Here is a 15,798-nt window from a genome sequence, read left to right on the forward strand (position 1 = left end):
ACGTTCCGACCGTGTCCCGGCAACCTCCCATCCGCATTGGCGCGCGCGGCTCCAAGCTCTCCCTGGCGCAATCGGGCCTTATGCAGGCCCGTATCGCCGCCGCCCTGGGGGTTCCGGTCGGGGCCAGCAGGGAAGAAATCGAGGCCGCCGCGCCCCTGATCCCGATCGTCACCAGCGGCGACCGCATCCAGGACCGCCGCCTGATGGAGATCGGCGGCAAGGGCCTCTTCACCAAGGAGATCGAGGAAGCCCTGCTGGACGGCCGCATCGATTGCGCCGTCCACTCGCTGAAGGACATGCCGGCCGAACTGCCGCCGGGCCTGGTGCTGGCCGCCACGCCCGAGCGCGAGGATCCGCGCGACGCCTTCATCAGCCATGTGTGCGAGCGGCTGGAGGACCTGCCCAAGGGCGCGCGCCTGGGCACCGCCAGCCTGCGTCGCCAGGCCCAGGCTCTCCATGTGCGGCCCGACCTCGAGATCGTCATGCTGCGCGGCAATGTCGACACCCGGCTGGCCAAGCTGGAGCGCGGCGAGGCAGACGCCATCCTGCTGGCTCAGTCGGGCCTGAACCGCCTGGGCCTGGGTCATCTGACCAGAAGCTGGCTGGATCCCGACGCTGCGCCGCCGGCGCCAGGTCAGGGCGCGCTGGTCATCGAAACCCGCGCCGAGGACGTGAACGCTCCGTGGCTGGACGCCGTCCGCTGCCGCGAGACCACCATCGCCGTGGCCGCCGAGCGCGGGGCTCTGTTCGCCCTGGAAGGTTCGTGCCGCACGGCCATCGGCGCCCGCGCGGTGCTGGACGGCGCGCGGCTCTCCATGATCGTTGAGGCCCTGACCCCGAACGGTGCGCAGCGCTTCCGCCGTCAGGGCGAGGTGACGCTGACCGGCGCCGACGACGTGACCGAGGCCCGGGCCCTGGGCTTGAAGCTCGGCGCCGAGGTGCGGGCCGAGGGCGGCGACGCGATCCTGTTGCCGGAATAGGGTCATGGACGAGGGCGCGCCGGTCTGGATCACCCGCGCCCGCCCCGGCGCCCTGGCCACGGCCGAGCGCGTCGCGGCCCTGGGCTTCACGCCGATCATCGAGCCGCTGCTGGCGGTCGCGTTCCTGGACGCCGAACTCGACCTCTCCCACGTCGCGGCCCTGGCCTTCACCAGCGCCAATGGCGTCGAGGCCTTCGTGCGACTGTCGGCCGAGCGGAGCCCGCCGGTCTTCGCCGTGGGACGGGCGACGGCCAAGGCGGCCCAGGACGCCGGCTTCGTCAGCGTCTCCAGCGCCGACGGCGACGTCGAGGACCTGTGCGACCTGATCGCCGCCGGAGCCCCGGGGCCGGTGCTCTGGGCCGGGGCCAGGGAGCCTGCGGGCGACCTCGTCGGCATGCTGCGCGGTCGTGGCGTGATGGCGAGGGGCGTGAGCGTCTACGAGACGATCGAGCGGCTCCCTTCGGCCGAGATGCTGGCGCGCCTCGGCGCTCCGCTCACGGTGCTTCTCCACTCGCCGCGCGCCGGCCGAGCCCTGGCGAAGCTCCTGGATGGCAGAAGCACGCCAGGCCTGCGCGTTCTGTGCCTATCCGAGGCGGTCGCCTCGCCCCTGGCCGGTTTCGTCGAACCCGGGTCTGTGGCCTGCGCGCCGCGTCCGGACGAATCCGCGCTGCTGGATCTGCTCAACGGCTAAGCACGGCGTTGCGAAGCGCGGCGGCGTGGGGCACGAATGGACCATGAACGCCGCTCCCGATCCCGCTGAAATCGTCGCGCCCAGCGATCCGGCGCTCTACGCCCGCCGACGAGTGATGGGACCGGGCGTCTGGATCTGGCTGTTGCTCTGCGTGCTGTGCATCGGCCTGGGGGCCGCCGTCGCCCACTACGGCCCGACCCTTTTCGCGCCGAAGGCCCGTCCCGTCGCAGGCGCGATCTCGGCCACGCCCAGCCCGCGTTCGGTCGCCGACCGCGTCGCCACGGGCTCGGCTCTGCCGGTCGAGCGCGGCGAGACCGCCGAAGCCCCGCCGGCCGCCGATGTCGAGCGCCTGGACGGCCGAATCAGCGCGCTGGAAAGCAGCCAGAAGGGCGTGACGGACGCCGCCACCGCCGCCCTGGCCGTGTCGGCCCTGGCCGAGACCGCAGACACCTCGCGTCCGTTCGACCAGGAACTGGCGGGTCTGCAACGCGTCCTGCCGCCCTCGCCGGACCTGCGGGCGCTGGAGACCCTGTCCCAGCGCGGGGCGCCGACGCGAGCGGGCCTGGCCGTGCAGTTCGTCAACCTGGCCGGCCGCGCGGCCAGCGCCGCGCGTGATCCGGGGCCGGAAGCCGACCTGTTTTCGCGAATCCGCTACGCCCTCTCCAGGATCGTCTCGATCCGCCACGTCGGCTCGACTACGGGCTCGACGCCCGACGCCATGCTGGCCCGCGCCCAGGCCCTGCTGGACGACGGCGACGTCGAGGGCGCGGTCCAGGCGCTGGATTCGCTGCCCGACACCGCGCGCGAGGTCCTGGCGCCCTGGTTCAACGCCGCGAACCGGCGCATCGAGATCGACCGCCACGTCGCCGCCATCCGCGCCGACGCCCTGGCCGGCCTGTCGCGCGTCTCGCGCACCGCGCCCCAGGTGGTCGCGCCCCAGGTCGCGCCATGACCCGCGTCGCCTTCGCCCTCTTTCTGGTCGCGGCCGTCGCCGTCAGCGTCCTGGCCCTGACGGGCGAGCCCGGTCGCGCCGCTTTGGAATGGATGGGCTGGCGCATCGAGATGACGGCCGCCGCCGCCGCCCTGCTGACCCTGTTCTCGGCCCTGCTGTTCACCCTGGTCTGGCGGGGCGTGATCTGGATCGTCGAGGCCCCGCGCCGCGCCGCCCGCGCGCGGGCCGAGGCCAAGCGCAAGCAGGCGATCGAGGCCCTGTCGCGCGGCTTCCTGGCGGTCGCCGCCGGCGACGGCTCCGAGGCTCGCCGCCTGGCCCAGAAGTCGGCGGAGCTGGCCGAGGACGCGCCGGCCCTGGTCCGGGTGCTCGCCGCCCAGGCCGCCGAGGCCGCCGGCGATCGGGGCGCGGCTAAGAGCGCCTACAACGCCATGCTGGGCTTTCCGGAGATGCGTCTGGCTGGTCTGCGCGGCCTGATGCAGGCGGCCCAGGCTGAGGGTGACAAGCTCACGGCCGTCCGCCACGCCGAGACCGCCTACGGCCTGGCTCGCACCGCCCGCTGGGCCTGGCGGGCCCTGCTGGAGGCGCGGCTGGAGGTCGGGGACTGGGCCGCCGCCCTGGATCTCGTCCAAGGCGCCCTGGAGCGCAAGATCGTCTCGCCGGTCGTGGCCGAGCGCAGCCGCGCGGCCCTGCTGGCCGCCTCCGCCGCCAGCCTGGAAGAGTCGGCCGATCCCAAGGCCCGCGCCCAGGCGCTGGACTTCGCCACCCAGTCGGTGAAGCTGAAGCCCGACTTCGCCCCCGGCGTAGCCATGGCCGCCCGCCTGCTGGCCGACGACGGCAAGGCCGCCAAGGCCGGTCAGTTGATCGAGAGCGCCTGGAAGGCCGAGCCGCATCCGGCCCTGTGGCTGGCCTATCGCGACCTGAAGACCAACGAGCTGCCCAAGGCCCGCGCTCAGCGCCTGGCCGCCCTGGCCGCGCTGAAGCCCGAGGCGCGGGAGAGCCGCATGCTGCGGGTCGAGAGCGCCCTGATCGGCGGCGACCCCATCGCCGCCCGCGCCGCCGCCCGCCTGCTGGACCAGGACGCCCCGACCGCCCGCTTCGCCGGCCTGATGGCCCGCGTCGCGGCGGCCAATGGCGAGGCCGACGAGGCTCGCGCCTGGATCGCCAGAGGCATCGACGCCCCGCAGGAGCCCGACTGGTCCGATCTCGACCCCGAGGGCCGCGCCTTCGCCTATCAGCGCGAGGACTGGGCCCGGCTGGTGGGCAGCTACGGCGAGACCGGCCAGCTGATCCATCCGCGCCACGAGCGCCGCGAGCGGACGATGAACGACCTGCCCGAGCTGCCCTCGGCCTATTCGGACTATGCGGAGTCGACCCCGTTCATCCGCGCGGCCGAGACCGGCGGCGCCATGATGCCCATTCCGGACGACCCCGGCGTGTTCGACGCGCCGCCGATTCCGGACCCGCCGGAAGGCGGTCCAGCGCCCCGTCGCAATTCAGGTGCAAGACGGCGCTTGGCAAGTGGCTCGCGCGCCGCTAAATAGGCGCTCCCTTCGCCCCGAGGAACTGCTTCGGGGTCCGTGGGCCGCCTTAGCTCAGCCGGTAGAGCGGCGCATTCGTAATGCGTAGGTCAGGTGTTCGAGTCACCTAGGCGGCACCACTTCTCTTCTCTTTCTGAATTCGGAACTTGAAGCGCCAGGGCTCCGTTCGGATCTCGCATGTCTGATCACGCGCCCAGGTCCGTCGACAATGACACCGCCCTCGAGGAGGTCATGACCTTCCTCGACTCGCCGCCCGAGCCGGGCAGCGCTGATGACGATCGGTTCGGGGAGCGGCTGCGACAGGTCATCGCCGCGTCGATCCCGCTGGACGAGGGCGAGGATCCCGAGGACGGGCCGACCTTGCGGCTGGACGATACGTTCCGGCATCGCCTGGAGGCGGTGGTCCGTGATCGGGGCGGCTCCTATTTCGGCGACCATCCCGACGGGATCGGCCCGACCCTGGGCATGAACGTCGGCAAGTCCTAGGGCGAGCGACTAGTCGTCCCAGCCCTTGCGCTTCTTCTTCTTGCCCAGGGCGAAGATGCCCGGATAGGGGCCCTTGCCGACGCGGTAGAGGCACCACTCGTCGTCCTTGGCGCAGTCGCCGTCGAAGAAGGCCTTCTTGTCCGGATCGATGGCCGCGTACATCGGCGCGGTGCGCGAGCGCTGGCCGTCGGCCTCGGCGCAGGCGGCCTTCTGATCGCGGTTCAGGCCCGCCACCTTCTCGTGCCGGCAGCCCAGGCTCTCGCGCAGGCTGTCGCGGGTCTGGTCGCTCTGCTCGACCAGCTTGCGGGCGGTGAAACCGGGCGGGACCACGATGGCTGGCGGGCCCGAAGGCTTGGCGACCGCCGGGGCCGGGATGCTGGCGAGTGGCGGCGAGGGGGCCGCCATGCTGGGGCGGACATGGGTCGGCGTGATCGGCGCGGGCGTCGGCGTGTCGGCGGGGGGCGAAGGCGCGTCCAGAAGCTCGGCCTCAATGACCGGCGGCTCGACCAGCTGGGGCGTCCAGTGCGCGCCCGAGATCAGGCCCAGCAGCACTAGGGCGTGGGCGGCGAGCGCCAGCGCCAGGATCACGAGGTTGCGCCGCAGATCCCGCCGTGAGGTCGGCCGTCGCCAGGTTCCGATGGCGATCGCCGTGCTCATGGTCTCTCCAGGCGCTGCGGCGCCGGACAGGGTTAGGCCGGCGATACGGCGCGAGCGTGGCCGTATGAGACGACAAAAAGGCCCGGCGTCGCCGCCGGGCCTTTCCGTGTTTCAGCGATGAAGGGCGACCGTTAGGCCGCCGCCTTCGCCTTGACGCCGAAGCGGCCGTAGAAGGTCTCACCCTTTTCGGCCATCTCGCGCAGCAGGGCCGGCGGCGCGAAGCGCTTGCCGTACTGCTGGGCCAGGCGGTCGCAGGTCTCGACGAAGGCCTTGGCGCCGACGCCGTCGATCAGGCTGATCGGGCCACCGGTCCAGGGCGCGAAACCCCAGCCCAGGATGGCGCCGACATCGGCCTCGCGCGGGTCGACGATGACGCCTTCCTCGAAGCAGCGGGCGGCTTCGACGGCCTGGCGGTACAGCAGCCGGGTGCGGATCTCCTGGATCAGCGCCTGGTCGGCCTCGGCGATCTTCACCGGGGCCAGGTCCGAGAGGCCCTTCCACAGGGTCTTGGGACCATTCTCCGGATAGTCATAGAAGCCCTTGCCGTTCTTGCGGCCGAAGCGCTGCAGTTCGACCACCATCTTCTCGATGATCGGGGCGAACGGACGGTCCTCGAACTTGTCGCCGAGGTCCTTCTTGGTCTGCTGGGTGACCTTGTAGCCAAGGTCCAGGGCGACGTCGTCGTTCATCTCCAGCGGACCGCGCGGCATGCCGGTGGCGCGACCAACATTGTCGATGATGGCCGGCGCGATGCCGTCGGCCAGCATCTCCAGGCCTTCCTGCACGAAGGTGCCGAAGCAGCGCGAGGTGTAGAAGCCGCGGCTGTCGTTGACGACGATCGGCGTCTTCTTGATCTTCAGGACATAGTCGATCGACTTGGCCAGGGCTTCCTGGCTGGTCTCCGCGCCCATGATGATCTCGACCAGGCCCATCTTGTCGACCGGCGAGAAGAAGTGGATGCCGATGAAGTTCTTCGGACGCACCGAGGCCTTGGCCAGGCCGGTGATCGGCAGGGTCGAGGTATTGGAGCCGAAGATGGCGTCCTCGGCCAGCTGGGCCTCGGCCAGCTTGGTCACGCCGGCCTTGACCTCACGGTTCTCGAACACGGCCTCGATGACGAGGTCGCTGCCCTTGACCTGATCGTAGTCGGCGGTCGGGTGGATGAGCGCCAGGATGGCCTCGCCCTTCTCGGCCGTCAGCTTGCCGCGCGAGACGGCCTTCTTGACCAGGCCTTCGGCATAGCCCTTGCCCTTGTCGGCGGCTTCCTGGGTCTGGTCGATCAGGACGGTCTCGATGCCGGCCATGGCTTGGACGTAGGCGATGCCCGCGCCCATCATGCCGGCGCCCAGCACGGCGACCTTCTTGGCTTCCGACGGCGGCACGTTGGCCGGACGGCCCGAGCCCTTGCCCAGCTCTTGCAAGCTGAGGAACAGGGTGCGGATCATGCCCTTGGCCTGGGGCGACATCATCGTCTTCAGGAAGTAGCGGGTCTCGATGCGGATGGCCGCGTCGAGCGGCACCTGCAGGCCTTCATAGACCGCCTTCAGGATGTTCAGCTGGGCGGGATAGTTGCCGTAGGTCTGCTTGCGCAGCATGGCGTTGCCCATGATGAAGACCTGGCTGCCGGTCGGGCTGTAGGGACCGCCGCCGGGGAGCTTGAAGTCCTTCTTGTCCCAAGGCGCGACCGGGTCGCCCTTGGTCTTGACCCAGGTCTTGGCGGCCTCGACTTCGGTCCCGGCCGGGACGACCTCGTGCACGACCTTGTTGGCCAGGGCCTCGGCCGGCTTCATCGACTTGCCTTCCAGCAGGTACGGCGCGGCGGCCATCACGCCCATCAGGCGCGGCAGGCGCTGGGTGCCGCCGGCCCCCGGCAGCAGGCCGACCTTGGCTTCCGGCAGGGCCAGCTGGATCTTCGGATTGTCAGCGACCACGCGATAGTGGCAGGCCAGGGTGATCTCGAGACCACCGCCCATGGCCAGGCCATTGATCGCGGCGGCGACCGGCTTGCCGCAGGTTTCCAGGGCGCGGAAGGCCTTGTTCAGGGCGAAGCCGGCGTCGAAGGCGGCCTTCAGGCCCGCTTCACCGCCCGCCGCGCCGCCGGCGAGACCGCCGCTGCCGCCCAGTTCGCCCAGGTCGGCGCCGGCGCAGAAGCCGGTCGTCTTGCCCGAGGTGATGACCGCGCCCTTGATGGCCGCGTCCGACTTGATGGTCTCGACCACCTCGCCGATTTCCTTGATGACCGAAGCGGTCAGGGTGTTCATCGAGCGGCCGGGCACGTCGAAGGTGACCAGGGCCACGCCGTCGGAATCGACCTCGATCTTGAAGTTTTCCATAGGAGTCAGGTCCTTAGTCTTAGACGCGTTCGATGACGGTGGCGGTGCCCATGCCGGCGCCGACGCACAGGGTGATCAGGGCGGTTTCCTTGTCCGAGCGCTCCAGCTCGTCGACCATGGTGCCCAGGATCATGGCGCCGGTGGCGCCCAGCGGGTGGCCCATGGCGATGGCGCCGCCGTTCACGTTCATCTTGTCGTGCGGGATATCCAGCGCCTGCATCATGCGCAGGACGACGGCGGCGAAGGCTTCGTTCAGCTCGTAGAGGTCGATGTCGGAGACCTCCATCTTCAACTTCTTGAGCAGCTTCTCGGTGACCAGCGAGGGGCCGGTCAGCATGATCGAGGGCTCCGAGCCGATCGAGGCCGCGCCCTTGATGCGAGCGCGGGCCTTCAGGCCCAGGGCCTCGCCCATTTCCTTGGTGCCGATCAGCACGCCGGCGGCGCCGTCGACGATGCCCGAGCTGTTGCCGGCGTGGTGGACGTGGTTGACCTTCTCCACCTGCGGATAGCGCTGGGTGACGACCGCGTCGAAGGCCATCTCGCCCATGCCCGTGAACGAGGGGTTCAGCGAGGCCAGGGTCTGCATGGTGGTCGAGCCGCGGACGGTCTCGTCGTGGTCGAGGATGGTCAGGCCCAACTGGTCCTTGACGCCCACGACCGACTTCTTGAAGCGACCGTCAGCCCAGGCGGCCGCGGCGCGCTTCTGGCTCTCGACGGCATAGGCGTCGACGTCGTCGCGGCTGAAGCCGTACAGCGAGGCGATCAGGTCGGCCGAGACGCCTTGCGGGGCGAAATAGGTCTTGAAGGCCGAGGACGGGTCGGTGGGCCAGGCGCCGCCGTCGCTGCCCATCGGCACGCGGCTCATGCTCTCGACGCCGCCGCCGATGGCGAGGTTGGCTTCGCCCGAGGCGACCTTGGCGGCGGCCATGTTCACGGCTTCCAGGCCCGAGGCGCAGAAGCGATTGATCTGCACGCCGGCGACGCTCTCGGCGTAGTCGGCGGTCAGGACGGCGGTGCGGGCGATGTCGCTGCCCTGCTCGCCGACGGGGGCGACGCAGCCCAGGACGACGTCGTCGACCTTGGAGGTGTCGAGGTTGTTACGGTCGCGGATGGCTTCCAGGACCTGAGTGGCCAGCGACAGGGCGGTGATCTCGTGCAGAGACCCGTCCTTCTTGCCCTTGCCGCGCGGCGTGCGCACGGCGTCGAAGATGTAAGCGTCAGCCATGGAATGGCTCCTTCCTGCGAAGCGGTGTTCGTGTTGTCGGACGCGCCGTTGGGGTCGGCGGTCGTTATGGTTTCCAGTTGCCGATCGGGTATGTGCCGATCGGTTCGCACGACAGGCCTCGAGCCGAGGCCTTGGCGCGGTAGTAGACGCGCTTGCCGAACTGCGGCGGCGGCAGCGAGCAGGCGGTGAAGCCCGAGGTCGTCACCTCCAGCTTCCACTCGGCGATCTTGGAGCGCAGCAGGGTCTGGCAGATGTCCTTGCCCGCGGGCTGCAGCGGCAGCTTGAAGGCGCCCGGCTGGGGCCGCTTGCCGACCAGCTCGCCGGAATAGGTGAGGGGGCGCGGGCCCTGGACGGCGCGCACGCAGACGACGGCTGAGCGGGCGTCCGCGGGCTGGGCGGCGGCGGGGCCGGCCAGAAGCGCGATGAGCGGCAGGATGATCACAACGTCCTCGCGATCAGGAGTTTCATGATCTCGTTGGTGCCGCCATAGATGCGCTGGATGCGGCTGTCCTTGTACATGCGCGCGATCGGGTACTCGTTCATGAAGCCATAGCCGCCAAACAGCTGCAGGCAGCGGTCGACGATCTTGTTCTCCAGATCCGAGACCCAGTACTTGGCCATCGAGGCGGTGGCCGCATCGAGCTTGCCCTCCAGGTGCTGGCCGATGCAGTGGTTGACGAAGACCTTGGCCACGGTCGCCTCGGTCTTGCACTCGGCCAGGACGAACTGGGTGTTCTGGAAGTCGATGATCGCCTTGCCGAACGCCTTGCGGTCCTTGACGTAGGCGATGGTCAGCTCCAGCGCCCGTTCGATGGTCGCCATGCCCTGCACCGCGATGTTCAGCCGCTCCTGCGGCAGTTGGCCCATCAGCTGGAAGAAGCCCTGGCCCTCGTCGGTCCCCAGCAGGTTCTCGGTCGGGATCTTCACGTCGTTGAAGAACAGCTCGGACGTGTCCTGGGCCTCATGGCCCAGCTTGTCGAGGTTGCGGCCGCGCTCGAAGCCCTCGGCGCCGTCGGTCTCGACGATCATCAGCGACGTGCCGCGGGCGCCGCCCGCTGGGTCGGTCTTGGCGACGACGATGATCAGGTTGGCCGTCTGGCCATTGGTGATGAAGGTCTTCGAGCCGTTGATGACGTAGCCGTTGCCGGCCTTCTTGGCGGTGGTCTTGATGCCTTGCAGGTCGGAACCGGCGCCGGGCTCGGTCATGGCGATGGCGCCGACCAGCTCGCCGGTGGCCAGGCGCGGCAGCCAGCGCTGTTTCTGCTCTTCGGTGCCGTAGTGGAAGATGTACGGCATGACGATGGCGTTGTGCAGGCTGGCGCCGAAGCCGTCGACGCCCTTCAGGCCCAGCTGTTCCATCAGCACGACCTCGTGGCGATAGTCGCCGCCGGCCCCGCCGTACTGGTCGGGCGTTGAGAGGCCGAGCAAGCCGGCCGCTCCCGCCTTGGTCCACATGTCGCGATCGACGCAGTGGTTCTTGCGCCATTTCGCGACGGTCGCCTCGGGGGCGTGCTCGTCGAAGAACTTGCCCACCGCGTCCTCGAAGATCGCGATGTCCTCTTCGGCCATGAAGGCGGGTTTTTCGACGGCGAGCACGCTCATGATCAGAAAGCCTCCGCGGGCAGCGCCATCAGGGTCGCTGAACCGGTCTTGAGCTTGGCCAGATGTGCCCCGGCGTCAGGCAAGATGCGCTCGATGAAATAGCGGCCGGTGGTCAGCTTGGTCGTGAAGAACGGGTCGGACGAGCCGGCCGCGATCTTGGCGTTGGCGGCCTTGGCCATCAGCGCCCACATGTACGCCAGGCCGGTCAGGCCGAAGAGGTGCATGTAGTCGGTCGAGGCCGCGCCGGCGTTGTCGGGGTTCTGCAAGCCGTTCTGCATCAGCCACATGGTGCCGTCCTGCAGCTGGGCCTTCACGCCGGCCAGGGCCTCGATGAACGGCTTCAGCTCGGCGTCGGCGTCGTTCTCGCCGATGAACTGGTCGACTTCCTGGAAGAAGGTCATGACCGCGCGGCCGCCCTTGGCCGCCAGCTTGCGGCCGACCAGGTCCAGAGCCTGCACGCCGTTGGTGCCCTCGTAGATTAGGGCGATACGGCAGTCGCGCATGAACTGGCTAACCGGGAAGTGCTCGGTGAAGCCGCTGCCGCCGTGGACCTGCACCGCGTTCGAGCAGACCTCGAAGCCCTTGTCGGTGAGGTAGCCCTTCAGCACCGGGGTCATCAGGCCCATGTAGTCCGCCGACTTCTCGCGGACCGCGGCGTCCGGGTGGACGTGCGACAGGTCGCCGTGCAGGGCGGTCCAGAACAGGAAGGCGCGGCCGCCTTCGATCAGGGCCTTGCTTTCCAGCAGCATGCGGCGGACGTCCGGATGGACGATGATCGGGTCGGCCGGCCCCTCGGCGTTCTTGGGGCCGGTGAGCGAGCGGCCTTGCAGACGATCCTTGGCGAAGGCGACGGCGGCCTGGTAGGCGGCCTCGCCCTGGGCCACGCCCTGCATGCCGACGCCCAGGCGGGCTTCGTTCATCATGACGAACATGATCTTTAGGCCGGCGTTCTCCTCGCCGATCAGATAGCCCTCGGCGTCGTCGTACTGCATGACGCAGGTGGCGTTGCCGTGGATGCCCATCTTCTCTTCCAGGCCCACGCACTTGACGCCCTGGTTACGCTCGCCGACCGAGCCGTCTGCCTTGGGGAAGAACTTCGGCACGATGAACAGGCTGATGCCCTTCACGCCGGCCGGGGCGCCCTCGATGCGGGCCAGCACCAGGTGGACGATATTATCCGACATGTCGTGCTCGCCGGCCGAGATCCAGATCTTCTGGCCGGTGATGCGGTAGCTGCCGTCGGCCTGCGGGACCGCCTTGGTGCGCAGCAGGCCCAGGTCCGTGCCGCAGTGCGGCTCGGTCAGGTTCATGGTGCCGGTCCATTCGCCGGTGACCATCTTGGGCAGGTAGGTCTGTTTCTGCTCGTCGGTGCCGCCGGTGTGGATAGCCGAATAGGCGCCGTGGGCCAGGCCCGGATACATCGAGAAGGCCATGTTGGCCGAACTCGACATCTCGCTGAAGGCCAGGTTGACGACATGCGGCAGGCCCTGGCCGCCATAGGTCGGGTCCGAACCCAGGCCGGTCCAGCCGCCTTCGCACAGCTGCTTGTAGGCGTCCTTGAAGCCCGGCGGGGTGGTGACGACGTTGGTGACCGGATCCAGCTTGCAGCCGTTCTTGTCGCCGACCGTGTTCAGCGGGGCCAGCACCTCGCCGGTGAACTGGGCGGCGGCGTCCAGGATCTGTTCGACCACGTCGAACGGCGCGTCCGAGAAGCCGGGCAGATCCCCGTGCTGATCGATGTTGAGCACGTCGCGCAGGATGAAAGCGTGATCGCGAACGGGCGGCTGGTAGGTCATGAAACGGTCCTGCCAAGGAAACTAAGAAGAGGGATCGGAGAGGGAACGGATAGGCGAACGCCGTCCCGAGCGTCTTCGGCCCGGGATCGGCGTCGCGAAAGGTCTTACTTGCCCAGCATCGCTTCGGCGTGACCGTCGAGGCGGGCGCGCAGCACCTGCTCGTAGTCGGCCGCGCGCGGCAGCAGGTCGGGACGGATCTCGGCGAGGCGCTTTTCGAGGCGGTTGCAGGCCTCGCGCAGCTCGATCAGGGCGTTGTCGATGTCGTCGCGCTGCTGCTCGAGGGCGGTGGCGCGTTCACGGAACTTCTTCAGCGAGCGGGCCATCTGCGCCGCGCCCTCGTCGTTCTCGTCATAGAGGTCCAGCAGCTCGCGGATCTCCGAGAGCGACAGGCCCACGCGCTTGCCGCGCAGGATCAGCTGCAGGCGGACGCGGTCCTTGTGGGAATAGACGCGGTTCAGGCCCTCGCGGGCCGGATTGAGCAGGCCCTTGTCCTCGTAGAAGCGCAGGGCGCGCGGCGTGGCTTTGAATTCGTTGCAGAGCTGGCGGATCGTGAAGGTCCGCTCTGGGCGTCGCAGGTCGGCCATGGGTTGAAACCTCCCGGAAATTGGGCCCGGCTACTGCGGCCGGGCCGCTTGGTTATCGTCGATCACCCTAAACCCGATATCGGCCGACCGTCAACGCTTACGTAAACGTCAACTTAGCAGTGGTCGATAGGTTTACTTTCCTAGGGCGGGAGGCGTATTTTCATCGATGAAGGCCAGACGCTCAGGAGACGCCGGCATGGCGACGCTTTCTCACGGCGAAATCTGGCGGGCGATCGACGCCCTGGCCGAACGTTTCGACATGACGCCGTCGGCCATGGCCAGGATGGCCGGGCTGGATCCCACCAGCTTCAACCGCTCCAAGCGCGGCTCGACCCAGGCCGACAGCCGCCCACGCTGGCCCTCGACCGAGAGTCTGGCCAAGTTGCTGGAGGCGACGGGGGTCAATTTCTCGGAGTTCGCGGCCTTGACCGAACAGGCGCCGGTGCGCGCGCCGGGGCGGCCGAGCGCGCCGCTGCTGGGTCTGGCCCAGGCAGCGCAGGACGGCTTCTTCGACGAGGCGGGCATGCCGGTCGGAAAGGGCTGGGACGAGGCGCCCGCGCCTGATCTCGGCGAGGGGCTGTTTGCCCTGGAGGTGTCGGGGGACGGGCTGGCGCCGGTCTATCGCGACGGTGACCGCCTGCTGGTCTCGCCCACGGTCGAGCCGCGCAAGGGCGATCGAGTGGTGGCGCGAACGGCGGCCGGCGAGGTGCTGGTGCGCGAAATGGGCCGCGTGACGGCCCGGACCATCGAACTGCTGCCGCTGGACCGATCCGGCGACGATCGTCTGCTGTCGCGGGACGAGGTCGCCTGGATCGCGCGGATCGTCTGGGTCAGCCAGTAGGCCGACCCGGAAGCGGCGCTACGTGCGCGGGCAGTTGGCGTGGGTGTCGAGCAGCCAGGCGATCAGCGGACCGGCCGACGGATCCTCGCACGACACGTCGAGACGGTACGAGCTCCAGGTGTCGTTGTGCGCGGCCTCGACATGAGCGTCGGGGAACTGTTGGACGATGCCGCCCAGCAGGGAATCGAATTCCTGGCGGTCGGTAGGGCGGAGTGTGAACGAAGCCATTGGACTAACCTTGATGACTACTCTGGGTTCTGATGGTCCGACTCTAGACTCCGAAATGTGGTCAGACCCTTAATAGCGAATTCAGGCTTCGTTCATTTGTGGAGACATGGTGTCGCAGGCCGCGAGAACCCGTCCTCGACGGCCGATCGGCGCCGGAAGTGTTCCGCAGACGTGGGAAGGGCCATCGTCATCCCGCGCCCGCGCGGGATGACAGGATCGTCAGGCCAGCTTCTCTTCGATCAGGGCGATCGTGCGGTCGATGCCGAAGATGGCCGCGAACGAGCCGAAGCGCGGGCCTTGGCTCTGGCCCAGCAGGACCTCGTACAGCGCCTGGAACCAGGCGCGCAGCGGGTCGAAGCCATGCGTCTTGCCGACCTCGAACACCTCGTTCTGGATCAGCTCGGCGTCCTGGGTCCCGGCCGGCATCGCCTTCAGCTTGGCCAGCAGGTCCAGCATCGCCGCGCGTTCCTGGTCGGTCGGCGCGCGGAAGGTCTTCGTCGGTTTGACGAAGTCCTCGTAGTAGTTGATCGCGTAGCCGGCCAGGCGGTCCAGCAGCGGCTGGGTCTCGGCGCTGGCGCCGGGGATGTAGCGCGACAGGAAGCCCCAGAGGATCTCCTTGGTCGAGGCGTCGGCGGCCGAGACCAGGTTCAGCATCAGGCTGAAGGACACCGGTGAGCCGTATTGCGGCGGGCGGCCCGAGTGGATGTGCCAGACTGGATTGTCCAGCTGTTTGGCCGGCTCCTGGCGCTGATAGGCGTCCAGCTGCTGCAGATACTCGTCCGTCGCCTTGGGGATGACGTCGAAATAGAGCTTCTTGGCCGACTTTGGGCTCTGGAACATGTAGTACGACAGGCTCTCGGGCGCGCCGTACCGCAGCCAATCCTCCATCGACAGGCCGTTGCCCTTGGACTTGGAGATCTTCTGGTTGTTCTCGTCCAGGAAGAGTTCGTAGTTGAAGCCTTCCGGCGGGACCCCGCCCAGAGCCTTGCAGATCGCGCCCGAGGCCTTGACCGAGTCGATCAGGTCCTTGCCCGACATCTCGTAGTCGACGCCCAGCGCCGTCCAGCGCATGGCCCAGTCGGGCTTCCACTGCATCTTCACGTGGCCGCCGGTGACCGGGACCTCGACCTTCGAGCCGTCCTCGTCCTCGAAGACGATCGTGCCCTTCTCGACGTTGCGCTCCAGGGTCGGGACCTGCAGCACCTTGCCCGTGGTCGGGCTGACCGGCAGGAACGGCGAATAGGTGGCGCGGCGTTCCTCGCCCAGGGTCGGCAGCATGACCTTCTGGATGGCGTCGAAGCGCTCGAGCGCGGTCAGCAGGGTCGCGTCGAACAGGCCGCCCTTGTAGCAGTCGGTCGACGAGACGAACTCGTACTCGAAGCCGAAGCCGTCCAGGAACGCGCGCAGGCGGGCGTTGTTGTGGGCGCCGAAGCTGTCATGGGTGCCGAACGGGTCGCGGACGACCGTCAGCGGCTTACCCAGGTCTTCGATCAGCGGCTGCTTGTTCTCGATGTTGTCGGGAACCTTCCGCAGGCCGTCCATGTCGTCGCTGAAGGCGATCAGGCGGGTCGGGATGGCGTCATCCGTGAGCGCGCGGAAGGCCTGGCGCACCATGGTCGTGCGCGCCACCTCGCCGAAGGTGCCCAGGTGCGGCAGGCCCGACGGGCCATAGCCCGTCTCGAAGATTACGGCCTTGGACAGGGCCGGATAGGCTTTCACCGCCTCGCCCGATTTGCCGGCGTCGATCAGGGCCTTGGCGGCTTCCTGGTCGGCGCGGTCGGGAAGACGCACGCGCAGGACGCGGGCGATGGTGGCGCGCGCCTGCTCGAACGGCCAGGAGCGGGCTTCGCGGGCGAGGGGGGAGAGGCCTTCAAACATGGCGCGG

15 protein-coding genes and 1 tRNA gene are annotated in these 15,798 nt (G+C 68.8%); 7 read left to right on the forward strand and 9 right to left on the reverse strand.

Translation table 11 applies throughout. The features are described from left to right. Positions 1–11: 11 nt before the first annotated feature. From hemC to K8940_RS00375, 6 genes are all read left to right on the forward strand, one after another. Positions 12–980, forward strand: coding sequence for a hydroxymethylbilane synthase (gene hemC, locus K8940_RS00350; RefSeq protein ID WP_223392567.1), 969 nt, complete (start codon positions 12–14; stop codon positions 978–980). A gap of 4 nt (positions 981–984) precedes the next feature. Beyond that, on the forward strand, positions 985–1,671 hold the full coding sequence (locus tag K8940_RS00355; RefSeq protein WP_223392568.1) for a uroporphyrinogen-III synthase: 687 nt from the start codon (positions 985–987) through the stop codon (positions 1,669–1,671). Between the two features lie 43 nt (positions 1,672–1,714). After that, complete coding sequence (locus tag K8940_RS00360; protein ID WP_223392569.1) at positions 1,715–2,623, forward strand: COG4223 family protein; 909 nt, start codon at positions 1,715–1,717, stop codon at positions 2,621–2,623. Then, on the forward strand, positions 2,620–4,164 hold the full coding sequence (locus K8940_RS00365; RefSeq protein ID WP_223392570.1) for a heme biosynthesis protein HemY: 1,545 nt from the start codon (positions 2,620–2,622) through the stop codon (positions 4,162–4,164). The genes K8940_RS00360 and K8940_RS00365 overlap by 4 nt, the downstream gene beginning before the upstream one ends. A 40-nt stretch (positions 4,165–4,204) precedes the next feature. Further along, positions 4,205–4,280, forward strand: a tRNA-Thr gene (locus tag K8940_RS00370). Positions 4,281–4,338: 58 nt separating this feature from the next. Beyond that, entirely contained in the window at positions 4,339–4,647 is a 309-nt protein-coding gene (locus tag K8940_RS00375; RefSeq protein ID WP_223392571.1) for a hypothetical protein, read from the forward strand. 9 nt (positions 4,648–4,656) lie between these two features. Here K8940_RS00375 and K8940_RS00380 read toward each other — a convergent pair whose 3' ends face one another. The 7 genes from K8940_RS00380 to K8940_RS00410 form a co-directional block, all read right to left on the reverse strand. Next, positions 4,657–5,304: a hypothetical protein gene (locus tag K8940_RS00380; protein ID WP_223392572.1), complete on the reverse strand. Its 648-nt coding sequence runs from the start codon at positions 5,302–5,304 to the stop codon at positions 4,657–4,659. A gap of 131 nt (positions 5,305–5,435) precedes the next feature. Then, positions 5,436–7,637, reverse strand: a complete 2,202-nt coding sequence (locus K8940_RS00385; RefSeq protein WP_223392573.1) for a 3-hydroxyacyl-CoA dehydrogenase NAD-binding domain-containing protein — start codon at positions 7,635–7,637, stop codon at positions 5,436–5,438. Between the two features lie 19 nt (positions 7,638–7,656). After that, the gene (locus tag K8940_RS00390) at positions 7,657–8,862 is read right to left on the reverse strand and encodes an acetyl-CoA C-acetyltransferase (RefSeq protein WP_223392574.1); all 1,206 of its coding nucleotides are present in this window, start codon (positions 8,860–8,862) and stop codon (positions 7,657–7,659) included. 64 nt (positions 8,863–8,926) lie between these two features. Further along, entirely contained in the window at positions 8,927–9,304 is a 378-nt protein-coding gene (locus K8940_RS00395) for a hypothetical protein (RefSeq protein ID WP_223392575.1), read from the reverse strand. Then, positions 9,301–10,464, reverse strand: coding sequence for an acyl-CoA dehydrogenase family protein (locus K8940_RS00400; protein WP_223392576.1), 1,164 nt, complete (start codon positions 10,462–10,464; stop codon positions 9,301–9,303). The genes K8940_RS00395 and K8940_RS00400 overlap by 4 nt, the downstream gene beginning before the upstream one ends. Positions 10,465–10,466: 2 nt before the next feature. After that, a complete protein-coding gene (locus K8940_RS00405) occupies positions 10,467–12,260 on the reverse strand; it encodes an acyl-CoA dehydrogenase C-terminal domain-containing protein (protein WP_223392577.1) in 1,794 nt (597 codons plus the stop codon). Between the two features lie 104 nt (positions 12,261–12,364). Next, on the reverse strand, positions 12,365–12,844 hold the full coding sequence (locus K8940_RS00410) for a MerR family transcriptional regulator (protein WP_223392578.1): 480 nt from the start codon (positions 12,842–12,844) through the stop codon (positions 12,365–12,367). Positions 12,845–13,040: 196 nt separating this feature from the next. Between K8940_RS00410 and K8940_RS00415 the strand changes: the two genes are divergently transcribed. Next, positions 13,041–13,685 (forward strand): S24 family peptidase, encoded by a 645-nt coding sequence (locus tag K8940_RS00415; protein WP_223392579.1) that lies wholly within the window; start codon positions 13,041–13,043, stop codon positions 13,683–13,685. An 18-nt stretch (positions 13,686–13,703) separates the two neighbouring features. On the opposite strand, the gene K8940_RS00420 is transcribed toward K8940_RS00415, so the two are convergent. Further along, the gene (locus tag K8940_RS00420) at positions 13,704–13,913 is read right to left on the reverse strand and encodes a hypothetical protein (protein WP_223392580.1); all 210 of its coding nucleotides are present in this window, start codon (positions 13,911–13,913) and stop codon (positions 13,704–13,706) included. Between the two features lie 219 nt (positions 13,914–14,132). Further along, complete coding sequence (locus K8940_RS00425) at positions 14,133–15,791, reverse strand: lysine--tRNA ligase (protein ID WP_223392581.1); 1,659 nt, start codon at positions 15,789–15,791, stop codon at positions 14,133–14,135. Between the last annotated feature and the right edge of the window lie 7 nt (positions 15,792–15,798).

Origin of the sequence: Caulobacter segnis (assembly GCF_019931575.1) — a bacterium.
Classification (GTDB): domain Bacteria; phylum Pseudomonadota; class Alphaproteobacteria; order Caulobacterales; family Caulobacteraceae; genus Caulobacter; species Caulobacter segnis_C.